Origin of the sequence: Janibacter melonis (genome assembly GCF_003721155.3) — a bacterium.
Classification (GTDB): Bacteria; Actinomycetota; Actinomycetes; order Actinomycetales; family Dermatophilaceae; genus Marihabitans; species Marihabitans melonis.
The window spans coordinates 648841-671044 of sequence record NZ_CP044548.2 but is presented as its reverse complement, the minus strand read 5'-3'; the positions used below and the strand labels follow the sequence as shown (position 1 = coordinate 671044).

The window sequence follows — 22204 nt, the reverse complement described above, 5'->3', positions numbered from 1 at the left end:
CCGCTCAGTCGATCGTGCTGGCCTTCTTGCTCGGGTAGAGCTTCTTGGCGAGGGGCACGAGACCGGGGTAGGTGTGGATCGCCTTCCACGCGGCCTTCTGCCCCGGGCCGAGGGCACCGGCGTACGCGAGACGACGCCAGCGCACGTCGAAGGTCTCCGCGCTGCCCCGGGCACTCGCCGCGTCGCGGCGGAAGCTCAGGGCGTGCAGGCCGTTGGCCCACAGCGGGTCGTCGTTGGACCGCGCATCCCAGCGGCGCTCGACCCGCCACTGCGGGTGCCGCGCGATGTACGCGTCGTGGGCGTCGCTCACCATCGGGTAGGTCGCGTCGTCGACGAGCACGAGCGCCTCGTCGGCCAGCCACGGCTCGATCATGCCCAGGGCGAGGTAGTGCGAGGTCGCCGTGTGCTCGCCGTCGTAGAAGTAGACCCCGACCGGGCGGTCGAGCAGCCCCGGGCGGCGCAGCAGCTCGAAGCAGTTGCCCTCGAGCAGCCGGACGTCGGCGTGCGCGGCATGGCGCGCGAGGTTGTCGTGCAGCTCCTGGCGGGCCTGCTCCCCCTGCATGCCGAACTCGAGGTAGTTCTCGAGGACGTAGAAGACGCGGTCGTCGACGCCCTGCACCGCCCCGCACATCGAGCGCCCCTTGTAGGAGCCGACCTCGAGGTAGCACTCGTCGGGCGGCAGCAGCCGGGCGGCGACGTTGAGCACGGCCAGCTCGGCCGCCGAGGTGTACCCCGCGACGTCCTGCACGAGCTGCCCGTAGCGGGGGTCGATCGGCTCGCTGTCCTGCGGGTCGCCGGCGAAGGCCTCCTCGACCCCGTCGAGGAAGCGGGCGAGGTCCATCAGCGGTCCCAGTCGTCGTCGGAGCGACGACGCGCCCGACGGGGCTCGTCGTCGAGGTCGAGCGAGTCGACGTCGTCGTCCTCGTCGCGTCGCCGCGCGGTGCGCCCGCGCGCCGGCTCGTCGCGCCGACGCTCGTCGTCGAACGGGGAGCGCCGGCCCCGCCGCTCGTGGCGGGCCTCACGCTCGTCGCGGCGCAGGCCGTCACGGTCCTCGTCGAGGTCGTCGTCGTGCCGGAGGTCGATGTCGCGCGCCGACTGCGTGCGGCGGGTCGTGCCGAAGAGGACGAGGCCGAGCACCGGCACGCCCAGCCCGGCGCCGAGAGCCGCGGCCGCCTTGTAGCGGTTGGAGGTCTCCGGGCCGTCGCACGTCTTGGCCGCCTCGACGTTCGGGCTCGCCGCCGAGCCGCAGAAGAAGTACCCGCCCTCGCGCCCGCCCTGGGCCAGGGAGATCGGGGTGAGGTAGAAGTAGGCCGCCAGCATGAGGAAGGGCAGGCCCAGGACGATCGACCATCGCGCGCCGTTCGACAGCGAGGTCAGGGTGCGCGATTCGCCGGTGGAGTCAGACATGCCGCGAAGACTACCCATCGGTCACGACCGCTTCGCGCCGGACGCGAGGTGGGTCATACTGGCCGCCACTGACCCGAAGCAGGGAGCATGACCTCGGCCTCTCCAGCGCGCACCCCTCATCCGCACCGGTCCCTGACCTACCGTCCCGCCGTGGACGGCCTGCGGGCGCTCGCCGTCCTCGCGGTCGTCGTCTACCACGGGGTGGAGCGCGCGCTCCCGGGCGGGTGGTTCGGCGTCGACGTCTTCTTCGTCATCTCCGGCTTCCTCATCACCTCGCTGCTGCTCGCCGAGCACCGCCGGTGGGGCTCGATCCACCTCGCCGGCTTCTGGCTGGCGCGCATGCGCCGCCTGCTGCCGGCCCTCTTCCTCGTCCTGCTCGCCGTCGTCGCGCTCACCGCCCTCCTCTCCCCCGTCGGCCAGCGGGCCTCCGTCGGCACCGACGTCCTCGCGACGCTCGGCTACGTCGCCAACTGGCGCTTCCTGCTCGGCGACGAGGCCTACTTCGCCCAGATCGCGGTGCCCTCGCCCCTTCGCCACACGTGGTCCCTCGCTGTGGAGGAGCAGTTCTACCTCCTCTTCCCCCTCGTGCTCTCGCTCCTGCTCGTCTGGACCCGGCGCCGGGTGCGGATCGCCCTCGTCCTCGGCGGTCTCGCCCTCGTCTCAGCCGCTCTGATGGCCGGTCTGCACACCCCGGGCGCCGACGTGAGCCGCGTCTACTACGGCACCGACACCCGGGCCCACGAGCTGCTGGCCGGCGCGATGGTCGCCGCGCTCGTGGCCCGAGGACCCGGGGCCCTGCCGGCCGCCGTCGCCCGCCGCGTCGACCAGGCGGCCCGCGTGGCGGCGCTGCCGGCCCTGCTCCTCGTCCTGTCCTGCTTCTGGTGGGCCACCGCCGCCCAGGACGCGCTGCTCGGCGGGCTCCTGCTGCCGATGTGCCTCGCCGTGGCCGTCGTCGTCCTCGCCGCGGCGAGCAGCACCCCGTCGCCGACCCAGCGCCTGCTCGCCCTCGAGCCGCTGCGCCGGGTCGGCCTCGTCTCCTACGGGCTCTACCTGTGGCACTGGCCGGTGATGATCTTCCTCACCCCCGCGCGCACCGGGCTGCCCGAGCTCGCGACCTTCGCCCTCCAGGTCGTCCTCAGCCTCGCGCTCGCCGCCGCCTCCTACCGGTGGGTCGAGCAGCCGGTGCGCCACCACGGCGTCCGGGCCCTCGTCCCGCGGGTGCCCGCGCTGGGGCGCGCCGTCGCCGTCGCCTCGGTCCCCGCGCTCGTCGTCGGAGCCGCGACCCTGCCTGCCCTCGGCTCGGCCCTGCGCCCGGCGAGCACCGACCCCGCCGACGTCGTGACGATCCAGGCCGGCCCCTACCGACCCGGGCCGGAGCGCCTCGACGTGCTCCTCGTCGGCAACTCGGTGCCGGCGAGCCTGCTCGAGGCCTACGACTCCTCCGCCTACCCCGACCTCGCCGTCACCGGGCACACGCACGTCGGGTGCGACGCCCTGCCGGCCGACAAGGTCAACGGCGGCGCCCTCGTGCGCACCCCCGCCGAGTGCCGCCAGTGGCGCGACGACTGGTCGGCGGCGGTGCTCGAGGCCAAGGCGGACGTCGTCGCGCTCTTCGTGCCGCACACCTTCCTCACAGACCGGTCCGTCGACGGGCGGACGCTGACCTTCGGCAGCCCGGAGTACGAGCGATACCTGCGCGAGCAGCTCGCAGCGATGGTCGACGACCTCTCCGTCGGCGGCGCCCGCGTCGTCCTCGTCGACGTCGCGTGCCACCGCATGCCCGACCTCGGCGGCAACGAGGAGGTCACGCGCACCAACGACGACCGCTACGTGCAGCGGCTCAACGACGTCGTCCGCGACTGGGCGAGCACCCGCGACCTGCCCGTCGTCGACCAGTACGCCCTGCTGTGCGACGGCGGGTACCGCCCGATGCTCGGCGACGACGAGCTCTACGGCGACGGCATCCACTTCACGCAGGACTCCGGCGAGACCTTCTGGACCTGGCTGGCGCCGCAGCTGCAGGCCGTCGGCGAGGACCGCCCGCTGACGACCCTCGCCGGGTCGTGAGCGCCTCCCCCGCGGCCGGTGTCGTTCTCGCCGGCGGGCTCGGCACCCGGATGCGTCCGCTTACCGCGAGCACCCCGAAGCCCCTCCTGCCGGTCGGTGGCGAGCCGGTCGTCGTGCACCAGCTGCGCATGCTCGCCGAGATCGGCGTGCGCGAGGTCGTCGTCGCGACCTCCTACCGTGCTGCGGACTTCGCCGTCCTCGACCCGGTCGCCGAGGACCTCGGGCTGCGGCTGCGCTGCTCGGTCGAGGAGGAGCCGCTCGGCACCGGCGGTGCGCTCGGGGCGGCGCTCGGTGCGCTCCTCCCCGGCGAGCCCGATGACCCGGTCGTCGTGCTCAACGGCGACCTGCTCACCGGTCACGACCTCGCCGCCCAGCTCGCCGTGCTCGCGTGCTCCCCGCGGGAGGTCGAGGTGGTGCTCCACGTCCGCGAGGTGGCCGACGCCCGGGCGTTCGGCAGCGTCGTCGTCGAGGGCGAAGGGGTGGTCACCGCCTTCGTCGAGAAGTCCGACGCTCCCCCGTCACGGCTCGTCAACGCCGGCACCTACGTCGTGCGGCGGCGGCTGGGGCGAGACCTCGGCGCGAGCGGTGACGCGCCGCTCTCGCTGGAGCGCGACGTGCTGCCCGGGCTCGTGGCGCGGCGCACGGTGCGCGCGCACGTCGAGGACGCGTACTTCGTCGACGTCGGGTCCCCCGCTGCCCTCGTCGCCGCGTCGGCCGACGCCGTGCTGCGCGGCAGCCCCCGCACCGAGCGACCGACCGGTGCGACCGCATGGGTGCACCCCGAGGCGCACGTCGACCCTCGCGCGCAGGTCGGGGCGGGGAGCACCGTGCACGCCGGGGCGAGGATCGGCCCCGAGGCGGTCGTGACGGGCAGCGTCGTCATGGCCGACGCGGTGATCGAGGACGGTGCCGAGGTCGAGCGCAGCGCGCTCGGCCCGGGCGCGGTCGTCGCAGCCGGTGCCCGGCTCACCCGGTGCGCGCTCGGCGCCGGGGCGCGGACCGACGAGCGGGCCAACCTCGCCGACGCCCTCGTCGACGGGCCGACGGGCACGCGCTGAGGGCTGCGAGCGGCTAGTGCGCGGCGTCGTGCCAGGAGCGCCCGGAGCCGATGCTCACCTCGAGCGGGACGTCCATCGGCACCGCGCTGCCCATCTGCTCGCGCAGCAGGGCCTCGACCTGGTCGCGCTCGCCGTGGGCGACCTCGACGACGAGCTCGTCGTGGACCTGCAGGAGCACCCGTGAGCTCAGCTGCTGCTCGCGCAGCGCGGTGTCGACGCCGAGCATCGCGACCTTGACGACATCGGCCGCCGACCCCTGGATCGGCGCGTTGAGCGCCATCCGCTCCGCCATCTCGCGACGCTGCCTGTTCGAGCTCGTGAGATCGGGCAGGTAGCGACGGCGGCCGAGCATCGTCTCGGTGTAGCCGGTGGCGCGGGCCTGGACGACGACCTCCTGGAGGTAGTCACGCACCCCGCCGAAGCGCTCGAAGTACTCGTCCATGAGGCCCTTGGCCTCGCCGGCGCTGATCGTCAGCTGCCTAGAGAGGCCGAAGGCGGACAACCCGTAGGCCAGGCCGTAGCTCATCGCCTTGACCTTGCTGCGCATCTCGGAGGTGACGTCCTGGGGCTCGACCCCGAAGACCCGCGACCCGACGAAGCGGTGGAGGTCCTCGCCGGACTGGAAGGCCTCGATGAGCCCCTCGTCGCCGGAGAGGTGGGCCATGATCCGCATCTCGATCTGGCTGTAGTCGGCCGAGAGCAGGCACTCCGCCTCGGGCCCGACGACGAAGACCTCGCGGATGCGCCGGCCCTCCTCGGTGCGGATCGGGATGTTCTGCAGGTTGGGGTCGGTCGAGGACAGCCGGCCGGTCGCGGCGATCGTCTGCTGGTAGGTCGTGTGGATCCGCCCGTCGTCGGCGACGGACTTGATGAGCCCCTCGACGGTGATCCGCAGCCGGGCGGCGTCACGATGACGCAGCAGCGCCTCGAGGAAGGGGTGCTCGGTCTTGACGTAGAGGTCGGCCAGCGCCTCGGCGTCGGTCGTGTACCCGGTCTTCGTCCGGCGCGTCTTGGGCAGACCGAGGGTGTCGAAGAGGACGACCTGGAGCTGCTTGGGCGAGCCGAGGTTGATCTGCTCGTCGCCGATCGCCTCCCACGCGTCCTGCTGGGCCTGCGAGACCTTGTCGGCGAAGTCGGCCTCGAGGGTCGTCAGCGCCTCGCGGTCGGCGGCGATGCCGGCCTGCTCCATCGCCGCGAGCACGTGCACGAGGGGGAGCTCGACGCCGTGCAGCAGCTCGGTGCCACCGGTCTGCTCGACCTGGTCGACGAGCACCGCGGCGAGGTCGACGACCGCCCGGGCCCGGACCATCGAGGCCTGGGCGGCCTCGTCGTCGTCCGCGGAGAAGTCGAGCTGGCCCTGGTCGGCGTCGCCGCTGTCCTCGACGCGCAGCTCACGGCCGAGATGGCGCACGACGAGGTCGCCGAGGTCGTAGGAGCGCTGGTCGGGCCGCACGAGGTAGGCCGCGAGGGCGGTGTCGACGCTCAGCCCGTCGACGACCCACCCGCGGGCTCGCAAGGCGTGGATCGGCCCCTTCGCGTCGTGCATCGCCTTCGGCCGGGCCGGGTCGGCCAGCCAGGCCGCGAGGGCGGCGTCGTCGCGCGGGTCGAGGTCGACGACGTCGACCCAGGCCGCCTCGCCCTCGCCGGTGGACAGCCCGAGCGCGCTCACCTCACCGCTCCCCCGCCCCCAGGACCCGACGACGTCGAGACCGACGAGCGCGTCGGTGCTCGCGTGCTCCTGCAGCCACGGGGCCAGCTCGCCCCCGGCGAGGACGGACCCCTGGACCTCGAGACCGCCGCTCACCTCGTCGGTGGTTGTCTCGAAGGTCTCGAAGAGCCGGTCGCGCAGCACGCGGAACTCGAGGCTGTCGAAGACCCGGTGGACCTCCTCGCGGTCCCAGGACGCCCGCTCGAGGTCGGCGATCTCGACCGGCAGCTCGAGGTCGCGCAGGAGGTGGTTGAGCCGCCGGTTGCGCAGGACGTCGGGCAGGTGAGCCCGCAGGGACTCCCCCGCCTTGCCCTTGATCTCGTCGGCGTGGGCGACGACGCCCTCGAGGTCGCCGTACAGTCCGAGCCACTTCGCCGCGGTCTTCGGGCCGACGCCCGGGACACCGGGCAGGTTGTCGCTCGTCTCGCCGACGAGGGCGGCGAGGTCGCTGTAGCGCTCGGGCGGCACGAGGTACTTCGTCTCGACGGCCGCAGGGTCCATCCGCCACACCTCCGAGACGCCTCGCACGGGGTAGAGCAGCGAGACCTGCGGACTCACGAGCTGGAAGGCGTCGCGGTCGCCGGTGCAGATGACGACGTCCATGTCCTGCGCTCGTGCCATCGTCGTCAGCGTGGCGATGACGTCGTCGGCCTCGAAGCCCTCGATGCCCACGTGCCGGATCCGCAGGGCGTCGAGGATCTCGCGCACGAGCGCGACCTGGCCCTGGAACTCGCCCGGGGTCGCCGAGCGCGTCGCCTTGTACTCGGCGTACTGCTCGCTGCGGAAGGTCTGGCGCGAGATGTCGAAGGCGACGGCGACGTGGGTCGGCTGCTCGTCGCGCAGGACGTTGATGAGCATCGCCGTGAAGCCGTACACCGCGTTGGTGTGCTGCCCGGTGCTCGTGGAGAAGTTCTCCACCGGCAGGGCGAAGAACGCGCGGTAGGCCAGGGAGTGCCCGTCGAGGAGGAGAAGTCGGCTCACGGCCACCACCCTAGGCGGTGGAGGTGACACCCCAGGGTGTCCGGGTCGCGACGGCCCCGGTCGTAGTCTGAGCCGGTCCGACCCGTTGCCGCACCGCCGCCCAAGGAGCCCGACCGTGCCCGAGAACCCCCTCGCCGACCTCCCCCCGCTCACCGACGAGGAGCGCGAGCAGCTCGCCGCCACCGGCCGCGGCACGCTCGTCGAGCGGATGGACATCGAGCTGCTCCAGGCCTCGGCGGAGCGCGTCGTCGGGCGCATGCCGGTCCTCGGCAACACCCAGCCCTACGGCCTGCTCCACGGCGGCGCCTCCGTCGTCCTCGCCGAGACCCTCGGGTCGATCGGCTCGGCGCTGCACGCCGGCGAGGGACGCATCGCCGTCGGGCTCGACATCAACGCGACGCACCACCGCGCCGCCCGCTCCGGCCACGTCGTCGGTGTTGCGACCCCGCTCTCGCTCGGTCGCTCCGTCGCCGCCTGGGAGGTCGTCATCACCGACGACGAGCACCGTCGCGTGTGCACCGCCCGCATCACCTGCATGCTGCGAGACGCCCCTCCCGGCGCCTGAGCCCCGAGATGACCTTCGTCGGTCTCGGCACCGCGCTCAACGTGCTCACCGTGCTCGTCGGCGGGGGGCTCGGCATGCTCGTCGGCGGCCGCCTGCCCGAGCGCACCCGGGACGTCGTCACCGACAGCCTCGGGCTCGTCACCCTCCTCATGGCGGGCCTGTCCACGGTCGAGGTGACCTCACCGGTGCTGCGCGGCGCCCTCGGCTCGGGCGCCCCCGTGCTCGTCGTCCTCGGCTCGCTGCTCGTCGGCAGCATCATCGGCTCGCTGCTGCGCATCGAGGAGCGTCTCGAGCGCCTCGCCGGCACCGTGCAGCGGGCCGTGGGGCGCGGGGGCACGAGCCACGAGTCGAGGGAGCGCTTCGTCGAGGGGTGGCTCACCGCGAGCCTGCTCTTCTGCGTCGGGCCGCTCACCATCCTCGGCAGCCTCGACGACGGGCTCGGCCGTGGCATCGACAAGCTCGCGCTCAAGTCGGTGCTCGACGGCTTCGCCGCCCTCGCCTTCGCCTCGACCTTCGGCGTCGGGGTGCTCTTCTCGGCGGTGAGCGTCCTCGTCGTGCAGGGCGCCCTCACGCTCGCCGGGGTGCTCCTCGGCTCGGTGCTGCCCGAGCCGCACATCCTCGCGCTCACCGCGACCGGCGGGCTCGTCCTCGTCGGCATCGCCCTGCGCCTGCTGCGCATCCGCGAGATCCCCGTGGGCGACATGCTGCCCGCGCTCCTCGTCGCGCCCCTGCTCACCCAGCTCGTCGTCGTGCTGCGCTGAGGCTGCGGGCGGACGCACGAAGGGGGACCCGAGGGTCCCCCTTCGCTCAGGCCTTGTCCATCCCGGCGACGACGGCGTCGGAGACCTCGCGCATGCCCATGCGGCGGTCCATCGCGGTCTTCTGGATCCAGCGGAAGGCCTCGGCCTCGGAGATCTTCAGCTTCTTCATGAGCACGCCCTTGGCCTTCTCGACGGCCTTGCGGGTCTCGAGACGCTCGCCGAGGTCGGCGACCTCGGACTCGAGCGCCTTGAGCTCGGACCAGCGCGAGCTGGCGACCTCGATGGCCGGCAGGACGTCGGAGGCGCTGAAGGGCTTGACGACGTAGGCCATGACACCGGCGTCACGGGCGCGCTCGACGAGCTCCTTCTGGCTAAAGGCGGTGAGCATGATGACCGGGCAGATGCGCTGTCCGCCGACGGCCTCGGCCGCGGCGAGACCGTCCATGACGGGCATCTTGATGTCGAAGATCGCGAGATCGGGCTTCAGCTGCTCCGCGAGCGAGACGGCCTGCTGGCCGTCGCTCGCCTGGCCGACGACCTCGTAGCCCTGCTCGGTGAGCATCTCGGCGAGGTCGGTACGGATCAACGCCTCGTCCTCGGCGATGAGGATCCGCAGGGCGGAGGAGCCGGTGGCGCTGGTCTCGGTGGAGCTCATGGTGACCTCACTCGTCGTGTCTCGACGGACTCGGGGACGGGGTGGAGCGGGTGCCGGGAGCGGGACTTGAACCCGCACGCCCTTACGGGCAAAGCATTTTGAGTGCCTCGTGTCTGCCATTCCACCACCCCGGCGGGGGGCGGTTGGCAGCCTACCGGGGCGCCCGCCGGGTCACATCATGCGGTAGGCGCTCGCGACGCCGTTGCGGGCGTCGCCGATGCGGTGGACGCGCACGGCGTTCGTCGATCCCGGGATGCCGGGCGGGGAGCCGGCGACGATGACGACCTTGTCGCCCTCCTCGACCCGGCCCGCGTCGAGCAGGATCTCGTCGACCATCATCGCGTACTGGTCGGTGCTCGTCACGGGCGGCGTCAGGAAGGTCTCGATCCCCCACACGAGGGCGAGCTGGGAGCGCACGCTCTGGGTGGGGCTGAAGGCGAGCGTCGGCAGGGCGGGCCGCAGCTGGGCCAGCCGGCGCGCACAGCCACCGGTCTGGGTGAAGGCGATGAGGTACTTGACGTCGAGCTCGGTGCCGATCTCCGCCGCCGCGCGGGTGATGACCGCGCCCTGTGCGGTGCCCATGCCGGAGAGGTGGTCGATGCGCTCGAGGCCGTTGTCCTCGGTGCTCTCGATGATCCGGGCCATGACGGTGACGGCCTCGATGGGGAACGCCCCCGCGGCGGTCTCGCCGGAGAGCATGAGCGCGTCGGCGCCGTCGAGGACGGCGTTGGCGGCGTCGGAGGCCTCGGCCCGCGTCGGCCGGCTGCTCTCCATCATCGACTCGAGCACCTGGGTGGCGACGATGACGGGCTTGGCCTTGCGGCGGGCCATGTCGACCGCGCGCTTCTGCACGAGCGGGACCTCCTCGAGCGGCATCTCGACGCCGAGGTCGCCGCGGGCGACCATGATCCCGTCGAAGGCGTCGACGATCGCGTCGAGGTCGTCGACGGCCTGGGGCTTCTCGATCTTGGCGATGACGGGCAGGCGGGCGCCCTCCTCGTCCATGATCTCGTGCACGCGGTCGATGTCACGGGCGCTGCGCACGAAGCTCAGCGCGACGAAGTCGACCCCGAGCCGCACGGCCCAGCGCAGGTCGTCCTCGTCCTTCTCCGACAGCGCGGGCACGGAGACCGCGACGCCGGGCAGGTTGATCCCCTTGTTGTTCGACAGCGGTCCGCCGTAGACGACGACGCAGCGCACGTCGGTCTCGGTGACCTCCTCGACGGTCAGCGAGATCTTGCCGTCGTCGACGAGGATGCGGTCTCCCGCGCTGACGTCGCCGGGCAGGCCCGCGTACGTCGTGCCGACGACCTGCTCGTCGCCCGGCACGTCGCGGGTGGTGATGGTGAAGTGCTCGCCGGGCGTGAGGGTGATCGGCCCGTCGGCGAAGCGCCCGGTGCGGATCTTGGGCCCCTGGAGGTCGGCGAGGGTGCCGACGGCGCGGCCGGCCGCGTCGCCCGCGGCGCGCACGGCGCGGTAGTTCGCCTCGTGGACGGCGTGGTCGCCGTGCGAGAGGTTGAGCCGGGCGAGGTCCATGCCCGCGGCGACGAGCTCCTGGATCTTCTGCGGGGTGGAGGTCGAGGGGCCGAGGGTGCAGACGATCTTCGCGCGACGCATGATCCTCATCCTACGACCGGGGGCAGGACGCACGTGACCCGCACCACAGGGCGTGGTGCGGGTCAGCGGTCGTGCCAAGGGGGGGGTCGCCCCGGCCTGCTCAGGCCATGAGCGGGCGGTCGGTCGGGTTGACCGGGCGCGGGAGCTTCGAGCTGCCCATGAGGTAGCGGTCGACCCCGTGCGCGGCGGCGCGGCCCTCGGCGATCGCCCACACGATGAGCGACTGGCCCCGGCCGGCGTCGCCGGCGACGAAGACGCCGGGCACGGTGCTCATGTACTGGGCGTCGCGCACGACGTTGGAGCGCTCGTCGAGGTCGACGCCGAGCTGCTCGACGAGCCCCTGGGCCTGCGGCCCGAGGAAGCCCATGGCGAGGAGCACGAGCTGCGCGGGCAGCTCGCGCTCGCTGCCGGGCACCGGGGTGAAGCCGTCGGCCCCGCGCTCGACCTCGGTGAGACGCAGCCCACTGACGCGGCCCTGCTCGTCGCCGACGATCTCGGTGGTCGACACCGCGTAGAGACGCTCGCCGCCCTCCTCGTGGGCCGAGGCGACCCGGAAGAGCGAGGGGTAGGTCGGCCAGGGCTGCCCGGCGGCCCGCTCCTGCTCGGGCTGCGGCATGATCTCCAGGCTCGTCACCGAGCGGGCGCCCTGGCGGATGGACGTGCCGAGGCAGTCCGCGCCGGTGTCGCCGCCGCCGATGATGATGACGTCCTTGCCCTCGGCGGTGACCTGACCGGGCGCCTCCTCGCCGACGGCGACCCGGTTGGCGTCGGGCAGGAAGTCCATCGCCTGCATGACGCCCTCGAGCTCGCGACCGGGGACGGGCAGGTCGCGCGGGACGGTCGCGCCGACGGCCAGGACGACGGCGTCGTAGCGGTCGCGCAGCTGCTGGCCGGTGATCTCGACGCCGACGTCGACGCCGGAGCGGAAGCGGGTGCCCTCCGAGCGCATCTGCGCCAGACGGCGGTCGACGACCCGCTTCTCCATCTTGAACTCGGGGATGCCGTAGCGCAGCAGCCCGCCGGGCTTGTCGGCCCGCTCGTACACCGCGACGGTGTGACCGGCGCGGGTCAGCTGCTGGGCGGCGGCGAGGCCGGCCGGGCCCGAGCCGACGACGGCGACGGTCTTGCCGGTGAGCCGGTCGGGGATCTGCGGGGCGACGTCGCCGCGGCCGAAGGCCTCCTCGATCGTCGTCACCTCGACCTGCTTGATCGTCACCGCGGGCTGGTTGATGCCGAGGACGCACGCGGTCTCGCACGGCGCGGGGCACAGCCGCCCGGTGAACTCCGGGAAGTTGTTCGTCGCGTGCAGCCGCTCGATCGCGTCGTGCCACTCGCCCTTCCACGCGAGGGTGTTCCACTCGGGGATGAGGTTGCCCAGCGGGCACCCGGAGTGGCAGAAGGGGATGCCGCAGTCCATGCAGCGGCCGGCCTGGCGCTCGAGCTGCGCGAGCTCCTGCTCCTCGTACACCTCCTTCCAGTCCTTGATCCGGACCTCGACGGGCCGCCGCTTGGGCAGCTCCCGCTCGCGGGTGGTGAGAAAGCCCTGGGGGTCAGCCACGGGAAGCCTCCATGATCCGGTCCCAGACCTGCGCGCCGTCGGCGTCGAGGCCCTCGGCCTCGGCCTCGGCCCGCACGTCGAGGACGCGCTGGTAGTCGCGAGGGAGGACGAGCGAGAAGCGGGCCAGACCCGCCTCCCCCTCGTCGAGGAGCCGCTGGGCCACGACCGAGCCGGTGTGCTCGACGTGGGCCTGCAGCAGCCGGCGCACGACCGGCTCGTCACCGGTGCGCAGCGGGGTGACGTCGACGAGCTCGGTGTTGACGAGCGCGTCGTCGAGGTCGAGGACGTAGGCCTGCCCGCCGGACATCCCGGCGGCGAAGTTGCGGCCCGTGGCGCCGAGGACGAGGACCGTGCCACCGGTCATGTACTCGCAGCCGTGGTCGCCGACCCCTTCGACGACCGCGGTCGCCCCGGAGTTGCGCACGCAGAAGCGCTCGCCGACGACACCGCGCAGGTAGATCTCGCCCGAGGTCGCGCCGTAGCCGATGACGTTGCCGGCGATGACGTTGTCCTCCGCGATGAGGGCCGAGCCCTCCGGCGGGGTGACGACGACGCGGCCGCCGGACAACCCCTTCGCCACGTAGTCGTTGGCGTCGCCGACGAGGCGCAGCGCGACCCCCTTCGGCAGGAAGGCGCCGAAGGACTGGCCGGCGCTGCCGCGCGCGGTGATGTCGACGGTGCCCTCGGGCAGGCCCTCGGGGTAGCGCTTGGTCAGCTCGTGGCCGAGCATCGTGCCGACCGTGCGGTTGACGTTGCGGATCTCGACCTCGCCACGGGACGGGGCGCCGTCCGTCAGGGTCGGCCGGGCGATCTCGACGAGCCGGTGGTCCAGCGCGCGCTCGAGGCCGTGGTCCTGCGCCTTCGTGTGGCGGATGCCGGAGCCGTCGAAGGCCTCGACCTTCGCCAGGACCGGGGCGAGGTCGAGCCCGGCGGCCTTCCAGTGCTCGACGGCCCGACGCGTGTCGAGCATGCCGATCTGGCCGATGGCCTCCTCGACGGAGCGCAGGCCGAGCGCGGCGAGGTGCTCGCGCACCTCCTGGGCGATGTACTCGAAGAAGGTCTCGACGAACTCGGGCTGACCGGAGTAGCGCGCCCGCAGCTCGGGGTTCTGCGTCGCGATGCCCACGGGGCAGGTGTCGAGGTGGCAGACGCGCATCATGATGCAGCCGCTGACGACGAGCGGCGCGGTCGCGAAGCCGAACTCCTCCGCGCCGAGCAGCGCCGCGATGACGACGTCGCGGCCGGTCTTGATCTGCCCGTCGACCTGCACGACGATCCGGTCGCGCAGCCCGTTGAGCACGAGGGTCTGCTGGGTCTCGGCGAGCCCGAGCTCCCAGGGGCCGCCCGCGTGCTTGAGCGAGGTGAGCGGGGAGGCGCCGGTGCCGCCGTCGTTGCCCGAGATGAGCACGACGTCGGCGTGGGCCTTGCTCACGCCCGCCGCGACCGTGCCGACGCCGACCTCGGAGACGAGCTTGACGTGGATGCGGGCCGCCGGGTTGGCGTTCTTGAGGTCGTGGATGAGCTGGGCGAGGTCCTCGATCGAGTAGATGTCGTGGTGCGGCGGCGGGCTGATGAGACCCACGCCGGGGGTCGAGTGACGGGTCTTGGCCACCCACGGGTAGACCTTGTGGCCCGGCAGCTGCCCCCCTTCGCCCGGCTTGGCACCCTGCGCCATCTTGATCTGGATGTCGTCGGCGTTCGTCAGGTACGCGCTCGTCACGCCGAAGCGGCCCGAGGCCACCTGCTTGATCGCGCTGCGACGCTCCGGGTCGACGAGACGCTCGAGGTCCTCGCCGCCCTCGCCGGTGTTGGACCGGCCGCCGAGACGGTTCATCGCGACGGCGAGGGTCTCGTGCGCCTCCTGGCTGATCGAGCCGTAGCTCATCGCGCCGGTGTTGAAGCGCTTGACGATCTCGCTCACCGGCTCGACCTCGTCGACGCTGATCGGCTCGCGCCGCTCGCCGCCGCCGAGCTCGAAGAGCCCGCGCAGGGTCATGAGGCGCTCGGACTGGTCGTCGACGCGCTGCGTGTACTGCTTGAAGATGTCGTAGCGCCGGGCCCGCGTCGAATGCTGGAGGCGGAAGACGGTGTCGGGGTCGAAGAGGTGCGGCTCGCCCTCGCGGCGCCACTTGTACTCGCCGCCGGTGGCGAGGTGACGGTGCGGCAGGGCCATCCCGTCCGGCGGGTAGGCCGTCGAGTGACGGGCGGCGGTCTCCGCGGCGACGACGTCGAGACCGACGCCGCCGAGCTGGCTGACCGTGCCGGTGAAGAACTCGTCGACGAGCTCCTGCGAGAGGCCGAGCGCCTCGAAGACCTGCGCGCCGCGGTAGCTCGCGACGGTCGAGATGCCCATCTTCGACATCACCTTGAGCACGCCCTTGCCGAGGGCCTTGATGAGGTTCTTCACGGCCTGCTCCTCGCTCACCCCCTCGATGACGCCGCGACGGACCATGTCCTCGACGGACTCCATGGCGAGGTAGGGGTTGACGACGGCGGCGCCGTAGCCGATGAGCAGGGCGACGTGGTGGACCTCGCGGACGTCGCCGGCCTCGACGAGCAGACCCACCTGGGTGCGAGTCTTCTCGCGGATGAGGTGGTGGTGCACCGCCGAGGTGAGCAGCAGCGAGGGGATCGGGGCGAGGTCGCGCCCCGAGTCCCGGTCGGACAGGACGATGAAGCGGGCACCCTGCTCGATCGCGGCGGAGACCTCCGCGCAGATCTCCGTGAGCCGGGCGCGCAGGGCGGCCTCGCCGCCGCTGACGTCGTACAGGCCGCGCACGACGAGGGTCGCGTAGCCGGGCAGGTCACCGTCGGCGTTGATGTGGACGATCTTCGCGAGCTCGTCGTTGTCGATGACGGGGAAGGGCAGGATCACCTGGCGCGCGTGGGCGGGCTCGGCCGTCAGGGCGTTGCCCTCCGGGCCGATCGCCGTGCCGAGGGCGGTGACGAGCTCCTCGCGGATGGCGTCGAGCGGCGGGTTGGTCACCTGCGCGAACATCTGGTTGAAGTAGTCGAAGATGAGGCGCGGCTTGCTCGAGAGCACGGCGATGGGGGTGTCGGTGCCCATCGAGCCGAGCGCCTCGCCACCCTGCTTGGCCATCGGCGTGAGGAGGATCGACAGCTCCTCCTCGGTGTAGCCGAAGGTCTGCTGGCGGCGGCGCACGGAGGCCGGCGTGTGCATGACGTGCTCGCGCGGCGGCAGGTCGGCGAGCATGATGCGGCCGGCGTGCAGCCAGTCCTCGTAGGGGTTGGCCTCGGCGAGCCGGGACTTGATCTCCTCGTCCTCGACGATCCGCCCCTCCTGGGTGTCGACGAGGAACATCTTGCCGGGCATGAGCCGGCCCTTGCGCACGACCCGCTCGGGCTCGATGTCGAGGACGCCGGACTCCGAGGCGAGGACGACGAGACCGTCGTCGGTCACCCAGTAGCGGCCGGGGCGCAGCCCGTTGCGGTCGAGGACGGCGCCGGCGAGGCGGCCGTCGGTGAAGGTCACGCAGGCCGGGCCGTCCCACGGCTCCATGAACATCGAGTGGAACTCGTAGAAGGCCTTGCGGGCCGGGTCCATGCTCTCGTGGTTCTCCCAGGCCTCCGGGATCATCATGAGCACGGCGTGCGGCAGGGAGCGCCCGCTGAGGTGGAGCAGCTCGAGGACCTCGTCGAAGGAGGCCGAGTCCGAGGCGCCAGGGGTGCAGATGGGGAAGAGGCGAGAGATGTCGCCGGGGATGAGCGGGGAGGTCAGCTGCGACTCCCGGGCGTGCATCCAGTTGCGGTTGCCCTTGACCGTGTTGATCTCGCCGTTGTGGGCGATGAAGCGCATCGGGTGGCTGAGCGGCCAGCTCGGGAAGGTGTTCGTCGAGAAGCGCGAGTGCACGAGCGCGAGCTCGGTCTCGAAGCGCTCGTCGCGCAGGTCGGGGTAGAAGGGCTCGAGCTGGGTGGTCGTCAGCATGCCCTTGTAGACCATGGTGCGCGAGCTGAGCGAGGCGAAGTAGACGTCGGCCTCGCGCTCGGCGCGCTTGCGCACGCAGTAGGCGAGGCGCTCCAGGGTCATGCCGGTGATCTCGCCCTCCGGGGCGGCCACGAAGAGCTGGCGGAAGAGCGGCATGACCTCGCGGGCCATGTCGCCGACGATGTCGCGCTCGACGGGCACGTCGCGCCACCCGAGGACGACGAGTCCCTCCTCGCGCACGATCGTCTCGATCGCGGCGATCACCTCGGTGCGCTGGTCGTCCTCGCGCGGGACGAAGGCGGTGCCCACGGCGTACGCGCCGGCAGCGGGCAGCTCGAAGTCGACGACCTCGCGCAGGAAGCGGTCGGGGACCTGGGTGAGGATGCCGGCGCCGTCGCCGACGAGCGGGTCGGCCCCCGTCGCGCCGCGGTGGTCGAGGTTGATGAGCGCGAGCAGCGCGTGGTCGACGATGTCGCGGCCTGCGTGCCCCCGCATGGTGGCGACCATGGCGACGCCGCAGGCGTCGTGCTCGGCCTCACGGCGGTAGAGCCCCGTGTCGGCCGGGTGCGCTGAGAAGCGGTGGAAGGGCGAGGTCGTCACCGACGATCACCGTCCTTATCTCTCGAGGGGGACGCCCTGGCGTCGCCGCAGCGATGGGACGTGCAGGCGGGCCCGAGGCGTGCGGGCGGCGTGGACGGCAGCGGCCACGCGGCGAGAGTAGCAGGACAGCGTCTTACCTGGTGACCGCCCGATCTCGAATGGCGAGACGCGGCTCAGCCGGTGGTCGTCGAGGGCGTCTCGACCCGGTCCTCCGGGGCGTCCGGGGCGCCGGTCGCGCCCTTCGCCCGCCGTCCGGCGAGCACCCAGATCACCGCGCCGATGACGACGACGACGAGGCTGGTCCACACGTTGAGGCGCTGCCCGAGGACGATCTGCGCCTCGTCGGTGCGCATCGTCTCCAGCACGACCCGGCCGAGCGGGTAGCCCATGACGTAGGCGCCGAAGAGCTGCCCCGGGTGCAGCGAGCGGCGCCGGTCGAGCAGGAGCAGGGCGAGGGCGAGGAGCAGGCAGAAGATCGACTCGTAGAGGAAGATCGGGTGGAAGGTCCCGATGACCTCGGCCTGGCCGGAGGCGTCGAGGACGGCCCGTCCCGTGGAGCTGTCCCAGCGGTGGATCTCCAGCGCCCACGGCACGTCGGTCTCGCGCCCGTAGAGCTCGTTGTTGAACCAGTTGCCCCAGCGCCCGATCGCCTGGGCGACGGGCAGCGCGGGCGCGACCGAGTCGGCGAGGGCCCCGATCGGCACGTCGTAGCGGCGGGCCGCGATCCACGCGCCGACCGCTCCCCCGGCGACGGCGCCCCAGATGCCGAGCCCGCCGTTCCAGATCTGCAGCGCGGCGACGAGCGAGCCTCCGGGCCCGAAGTAGGGCTCTGGGGTGGTGATGACGTGGTAGACCCGCGCGCCGATGATGCCGGCGGGCACCGCCCACAGGGCGATGTCGAGGACGACGCCCTCACGCCCGCCGCGGGTCTCGATCCGCTTCTGGGCGATCCAGACGGCGGCCATGATGCCGGCGAGGATGCACAGCGCGTAGGCGTGGATCGTCAGCGGGCCGATGCTCCACGCGCCGACCTCTGGGCTGGGCAGCGCGGCCGGGACGGCGACGGTCGGGGGTGCGAGGCTCATCAGGAGACCACCATGTCCTTCGGGACCTCACCGCTGGTGACGATCCGGGTGAATGCGGCGACGTCGGGCCGGCCGTCCGGCACGAGGGCGCCCCAGCTCAGCTGGGTGCCGTCGACGACGATCGTCGGGGTCGAGGTGATCTGGTCCTTGACCGACTGGTCGTCGACGCTGCGCACGTACGCCCGGTAGACGCCCGCGTCGCTGCACTCCTGCCACGCGTCGAGCTGGTCACCGGACAGGCCCCCGGCCTTCGCGCCCTGCTCGAGCTGGTCCTTCGTGAACTCGCCGGGCTCCGTCGGCTGGTTGGCGAAGAGCCACTGGTGCATGCCGGTCCAGCCGCCCTGGTCCGCCGCGCACAACGCGCTGCTCGCGGCGATCGAGGAGCCCTCCTGGCCGAAGTTGGAGTCGATGACCGTCTTGAGGTGGACCCGCAGCTCGATCTTGCCCTCCTGGGCGAGGTCGCCGACGGTCTGCCCGAAGGCCTGCTCGAAGAGCTTGCACGCCGGGCACCGGAAGTCCTCGTAGACGTCGAGCGTCGGCGCGCCCTCGACAGTCGGGGCGTCCGGGTAGGGGTCGAAGGGCTGTCCCATCTGGGTCCCGGGCGGCGGGCCGCCGGTCTGGACGGCGTCCTTCTGGCTCGACCACACGACGCCGGCGACGACGACGACCACCGCGACGATCAGCACGACGCCCCCGACGAGGAGGGGGTTGGCGCCGGTGCGCTGCCCCTTCGCCGCCGCCTGGATCTTGGCCTGCCTGTCCTGGCTCATCACGTGCCTGCCTTGCTGTGCGTCTGGTCGGGTGGGGACGAAGGAGGGTTCAGCGCCCGAGGAGGGCGCGGTCGAGACCGGCGAGGGTGCGCGGTCGCACGACGAGGTAGGCGCCGCACAGGGCCAGGCCGAGGTCACGCAGGATCTCGGTGCCGTACTCGGTCTGGTCGGCGGCGACCTGGCCGCCGCCGCCGAAGCAGCCGCAGTCGATGGTCAGGCCGCGGGCCCAGGCCTGGGCGATGCCGACGACGAAAACCACCATGAGCAGACCCCCGAGCACCGCGCTCGCCCGGGTGAAGAGCCCGAGGACGAGGAGCAGGCCGAGGATCACCTCGACGTAGGGCAGCCCGTAGCCGACGACCCGGGCCACCTCGAAGGGCAGGACGTCGTAGGCCTGGACGGCACGGGCCGAGCCGGAGGGGTTGCCGATCTTCAGCCCGCCGGCGAGCAGGAGCGCCCCGCCGAGGACGAGCCGGGCGAGCAGCCCGAGGACGTCGAGGACGAGCGGGCGGCGCGACGTCGTCGCCGCGTCCGCGGTCGTCGTCCCGGTCATCACCGGCCCTCGCGCACGCCGGCGGCGAGCTCGCGGGTCAGCGCGTCGAGGCGCTCCAGGCCCTCCTGCGCCGGGACGTCCTGGAGGGTGGCGACGAGTGCGGACCCGACGATGACCCCGTCGGCGAAGCGGGCGATCTGCGCCGCCTGCTCGCGGGTCGACACGCCGAGACCGACGCAGACCGGGGTGTCGGTGTGCTCGCGCACCCGCGCGACGAGCTCGCCGGCGGTGTCGCCGACGCTCGTGCGCGCTCCGGTGACCCCCATCGTCGACGCGGCGTAGACGAAGCCACGGCAGGCCGCGGTGACCCGCTCGAGCCGCTCCGGGGTCGAGCTCGGGGCGACGAGGAAGACCCGGTCGAGACCGTGCTCGTCGGAGGCCTCGACCCAGTCCTGGGCCTCGTCGGGCACGAGGTCGGGGGTGATGAGACCCGCTCCCCCGGCGGCGGCGAGGTCGGCGGCGTACTGCGCCACCCCGCGCCGCAGGACGAGGTTCCAGTACGACATGACGAGCGGCGGCGTGCCGGTGGCCCGCACCGCGGCCGTCGCGGCGAAGACGTCGTCGACGTGGACGCCGCGCTCCAGGGCCTCGGTGGCCGCGCGCTGGATGACCGGCCCGTCCATGAGGGGGTCGCTGTAGGGCATGCCGACCTCGACGACGTCGACCCCGGCGGCGCACATGACCTCCATCGCGCGGATCGAGGTCGGGACGTCGGGGTAGCCGACGGGCAGGTAGCCGACGAGCGCGGCGCGCCCCTCGGCACGGCACCGGGCGAGGACCTCGCCGACACCGAGGTCCGTGGTCTGCACGCTCACTCCTGCACCCCTTCGTCCTGCACGGGCGTGACGCTCTCGGCGCCGCCGTCGGCGGTCGCCTCCTCGCTCGGCGGCGGCAGCTCGCCGTCGACGAGCCCGAAGTACTGGGCGGCGGTGTGCATGTCCTTGTCGCCGCGACCGGAGAGGTTGACGAGGACGAGCCCGTCGGGCCCGAGCTCGCGCCCGAGCACGAGGGCGCCCGCGAGGGCGTGGGCCGACTCGATGGCCGGGATGATGCCCTCGGTGCGGCACAGCAGGCGGAAGGCCTCCATGGCGTCGTCGTCCGTGGCGTACCGGTACTCGGCCCGACCGGTGTCGCGCAGGTGGGCGTGCTCGGGGCCGACGCTCGGGTAGTCCAGGCCGGCAGAGATCGAGTGGGTCTCGAGGGTCTGGCCCTCGCGGTCCTGCATGAGATAGCTCATCGCGCCGTGCAGCACCCCGGGGTCGGCGGTGGCGAAGCGGGCGGCGTGCCGGCCCGTCGTGACCCCCGCGCCCGCGGCCTCGATCCCGACGAGGCGGACGTCGGTGTCCTCGACGAAGCGGTGGAAGATCCCCATCGCGTTGGACCCGCCGCCGACGCAGGCGACGACGGCGTCGGGCAGACGACCGGTGAGCCCGAGGACCTGGTCACGCGCCTCCTCGCCGATGATCTTGTGGAAGTCGCGGACCATCTCCGGGAAGGGGTGCGGCCCGGTCACCGTGCCGAGCACGTAGTGGGTGTGCCCGACGTTGGTCACCCAGTCGCGCAGGGCCTCGTTGATGGCGTCCTTGAGCGTCGCGCTGCCGTGCTCGACGGCGACGACCTCGGCGCCGAGGATGCGCATGCGGGCGACGTTGAGCGCCTGGCGCTCGGTGTCGACCCGGCCCATGTAGACGGTGCACTCGAGTCCCATGAGCGCGGCGGCGGTCGCGGTCGCGACGCCGTGCTGGCCGGCGCCGGTCTCGGCGATGACCCGGCGCTTGCCCATCCGCTGGGCGAGCAGGCACTGCGCGAGGACGTTGTTGATCTTGTGCGAGCCGGTGTGGTTGAGGTCCTCGCGCTTGAGGATCATCCGCACGCCGCCGGCGTGAGCGGCGAAGCGCGGCACCTCGGTGATGATGCTCGGACGACCGGTGTACGTGCGGTGCAGCCGGTCGAGCTCGTCGGTGAAGTCGGGGTCGAGGACGGCCTTCTGGCGGGCCTCGTCGAGCTCCTCGAGCGCGGGGATGAGGGCCTCGGGCACGTACCGGCCGCCGAAGCGGCCGAAGCGGCCGGCCTGGACGGGGGCGCTCATCGCACGCCTCGCATCGCGGCGACCGCGGCGGCCGGGTCGCCGCCGGTGACGAGGGCCTCGCCGACGAGGATCGCGTCGGCGCCGGCAGCGGCGAAGGTAGCGGCGTCGGCGACGTCGCGGACGCCGGACTCGGCGACCTTGACGCACCCGTCGGGGACGAGCGGGGCGAGCCTGGCGAAGGTGGAGATGTCGACCTCCAGGGTCTTGAGATTGCGGTTGTTGACGCCGATGACCGAGGCGCCGGAGTCGACGGCGCGGACGGTCTCCGCCTCGTCGTGCACCTCGACGAGCGCGGTCATGCCGAGCCGGCCGGTGAGGGCGAGCAGCTCGGCGAGCTGGAGGTCGTCGAGGGCGGCGACGATGAGCAGGACGATGTCGGCGCCGTGGGCCCGTGCCTCCCACACCTGGTAGGGCGTGACGACGAAGTCCTTGCGCAGCACGGGCACGTCGACCGCGGCGCGCACGGCGTCGAGGTCGGCGAGCGAGCCGCCGAAGCGGCGCTGCTCGGTGAGCACGGAGATCGCGGCCGCCCCGCCCTGCGCGTACTGGCTCGCCAGGGCTGCGGGGTCGGGGATCTCGGCGAGGGGGCCCTTGCTCGGGCTCGAGCGCTTGACCTCGGAGATGACGCTCAGCTCGGGGGCGCGCAGCCGCGACCACGCGTCGCGCGGGGCGGGGGCCTCCTCGGCCCGTCGCTGCACGTCGCGCAGCGGGAGATCGAGCTCCCGGGCGGCGAGGTCCTCGCGCACGCCGTCGATGATCTGGGTCAGGACGCTGGGCATGGGGC

The 22204-nt window shown here is 72.7% G+C and carries 17 protein-coding genes and 1 tRNA gene; 4 read left to right on the top strand and 14 right to left on the bottom strand.

Features of this window, described 5'->3' with window-relative positions:
- Positions 1 to 4 precede the first annotated feature (4 nt).
- Positions 5 to 841, bottom strand: coding sequence for a class I SAM-dependent methyltransferase (locus tag EEW87_RS03195; protein WP_123091668.1), 837 nt, complete (start codon positions 839 to 841; stop codon positions 5 to 7).
- Positions 841 to 1407 carry a hypothetical protein gene (locus EEW87_RS03190; protein ID WP_123091667.1) on the bottom strand — a complete coding sequence of 189 codons (567 nt, stop codon included), beginning with the start codon at positions 1405 to 1407 and terminating at the stop codon, positions 841 to 843. The genes EEW87_RS03195 and EEW87_RS03190 overlap by 1 nt, the downstream gene beginning before the upstream one ends.
- Before the next feature lie 150 nt (positions 1408 to 1557).
- Between EEW87_RS03190 and EEW87_RS03185 the strand changes: the two genes are divergently transcribed.
- Together EEW87_RS03185 and EEW87_RS03180 are read left to right on the top strand one after the other, a co-directional pair.
- On the top strand, positions 1558 to 3474 hold the full coding sequence (locus tag EEW87_RS03185) for an acyltransferase family protein (protein ID WP_163562366.1): 1917 nt from the start codon (positions 1558 to 1560) through the stop codon (positions 3472 to 3474).
- Positions 3471 to 4532 carry a nucleotidyltransferase family protein gene (locus tag EEW87_RS03180; protein WP_123091665.1) on the top strand — a complete coding sequence of 354 codons (1062 nt, stop codon included), beginning with the start codon at positions 3471 to 3473 and terminating at the stop codon, positions 4530 to 4532. The genes EEW87_RS03185 and EEW87_RS03180 overlap by 4 nt, the downstream gene beginning before the upstream one ends.
- Before the next feature lie 13 nt (positions 4533 to 4545).
- Here the strand turns inward: EEW87_RS03180 and polA are convergent, their stop codons facing one another.
- Complete coding sequence (gene polA, locus EEW87_RS03175; protein WP_192826129.1) at positions 4546 to 7221, bottom strand: DNA polymerase I; 2676 nt, start codon at positions 7219 to 7221, stop codon at positions 4546 to 4548.
- 208 nt (positions 7222 to 7429) lie between these two features.
- Between polA and EEW87_RS03170 the strand changes: the two genes are divergently transcribed.
- Both EEW87_RS03170 and EEW87_RS03165 read left to right on the top strand, forming a co-directional pair.
- Positions 7430 to 7786, top strand: a complete 357-nt coding sequence (locus EEW87_RS03170) for a hotdog fold thioesterase (protein WP_123091664.1) — start codon at positions 7430 to 7432, stop codon at positions 7784 to 7786.
- An 8-nt stretch (positions 7787 to 7794) separates the two neighbouring features.
- Positions 7795 to 8547: a DUF554 domain-containing protein gene (locus EEW87_RS03165; RefSeq protein ID WP_123091663.1), complete on the top strand. Its 753-nt coding sequence runs from the start codon at positions 7795 to 7797 to the stop codon at positions 8545 to 8547.
- Positions 8548 to 8593: 46 nt separating this feature from the next.
- Here EEW87_RS03165 and EEW87_RS03160 read toward each other — a convergent pair whose 3' ends face one another.
- The 11 genes from EEW87_RS03160 to trpC all read right to left on the bottom strand — a co-directional run bounded on the left by EEW87_RS03160 (position 8594) and on the right by trpC (position 22199).
- Positions 8594 to 9202 (bottom strand): ANTAR domain-containing response regulator, encoded by a 609-nt coding sequence (locus EEW87_RS03160; RefSeq protein WP_123091662.1) that lies wholly within the window; start codon positions 9200 to 9202, stop codon positions 8594 to 8596.
- Between the two features lie 51 nt (positions 9203 to 9253).
- Positions 9254 to 9336, bottom strand: a tRNA-Leu gene (locus EEW87_RS03155).
- Positions 9337 to 9373: 37 nt separating this feature from the next.
- The gene (gene pyk, locus EEW87_RS03150) at positions 9374 to 10819 is read right to left on the bottom strand and encodes a pyruvate kinase (RefSeq protein ID WP_123091661.1); all 1446 of its coding nucleotides are present in this window, start codon (positions 10817 to 10819) and stop codon (positions 9374 to 9376) included.
- Between the two features lie 100 nt (positions 10820 to 10919).
- Positions 10920 to 12377, bottom strand: coding sequence for a glutamate synthase subunit beta (locus EEW87_RS03145; RefSeq protein ID WP_123091660.1), 1458 nt, complete (start codon positions 12375 to 12377; stop codon positions 10920 to 10922).
- On the bottom strand, positions 12370 to 16923 hold the full coding sequence (gene gltB / locus EEW87_RS03140) for a glutamate synthase large subunit (protein WP_123091659.1): 4554 nt from the start codon (positions 16921 to 16923) through the stop codon (positions 12370 to 12372). The genes EEW87_RS03145 and gltB overlap by 8 nt, the downstream gene beginning before the upstream one ends.
- 173 nt (positions 16924 to 17096) lie before the next feature.
- Complete coding sequence (lgt, locus tag EEW87_RS03135) at positions 17097 to 18008, bottom strand: prolipoprotein diacylglyceryl transferase (protein ID WP_123091658.1); 912 nt, start codon at positions 18006 to 18008, stop codon at positions 17097 to 17099.
- A complete protein-coding gene (locus tag EEW87_RS03130; RefSeq protein ID WP_123091657.1) occupies positions 18008 to 18778 on the bottom strand; it encodes a DsbA family protein in 771 nt (256 codons plus the stop codon). Before EEW87_RS03130 ends, lgt begins: the two co-directional genes overlap by 1 nt.
- Positions 18779 to 18827: 49 nt before the next feature.
- Positions 18828 to 19331: a MauE/DoxX family redox-associated membrane protein gene (locus EEW87_RS03125; protein WP_123091656.1), complete on the bottom strand. Its 504-nt coding sequence runs from the start codon at positions 19329 to 19331 to the stop codon at positions 18828 to 18830.
- On the bottom strand, positions 19331 to 20146 hold the full coding sequence (trpA, locus tag EEW87_RS03120) for a tryptophan synthase subunit alpha (RefSeq protein WP_123091655.1): 816 nt from the start codon (positions 20144 to 20146) through the stop codon (positions 19331 to 19333). Before trpA ends, EEW87_RS03125 begins: the two co-directional genes overlap by 1 nt.
- Entirely contained in the window at positions 20143 to 21420 is a 1278-nt protein-coding gene (gene trpB, locus EEW87_RS03115; RefSeq protein ID WP_123091654.1) for a tryptophan synthase subunit beta, read from the bottom strand. The genes trpA and trpB overlap by 4 nt, the downstream gene beginning before the upstream one ends.
- Complete coding sequence (gene trpC / locus EEW87_RS03110; RefSeq protein WP_068276129.1) at positions 21417 to 22199, bottom strand: indole-3-glycerol phosphate synthase TrpC; 783 nt, start codon at positions 22197 to 22199, stop codon at positions 21417 to 21419. Before trpC ends, trpB begins: the two co-directional genes overlap by 4 nt.
- Between the last annotated feature and the right edge of the window lie 5 nt (positions 22200 to 22204).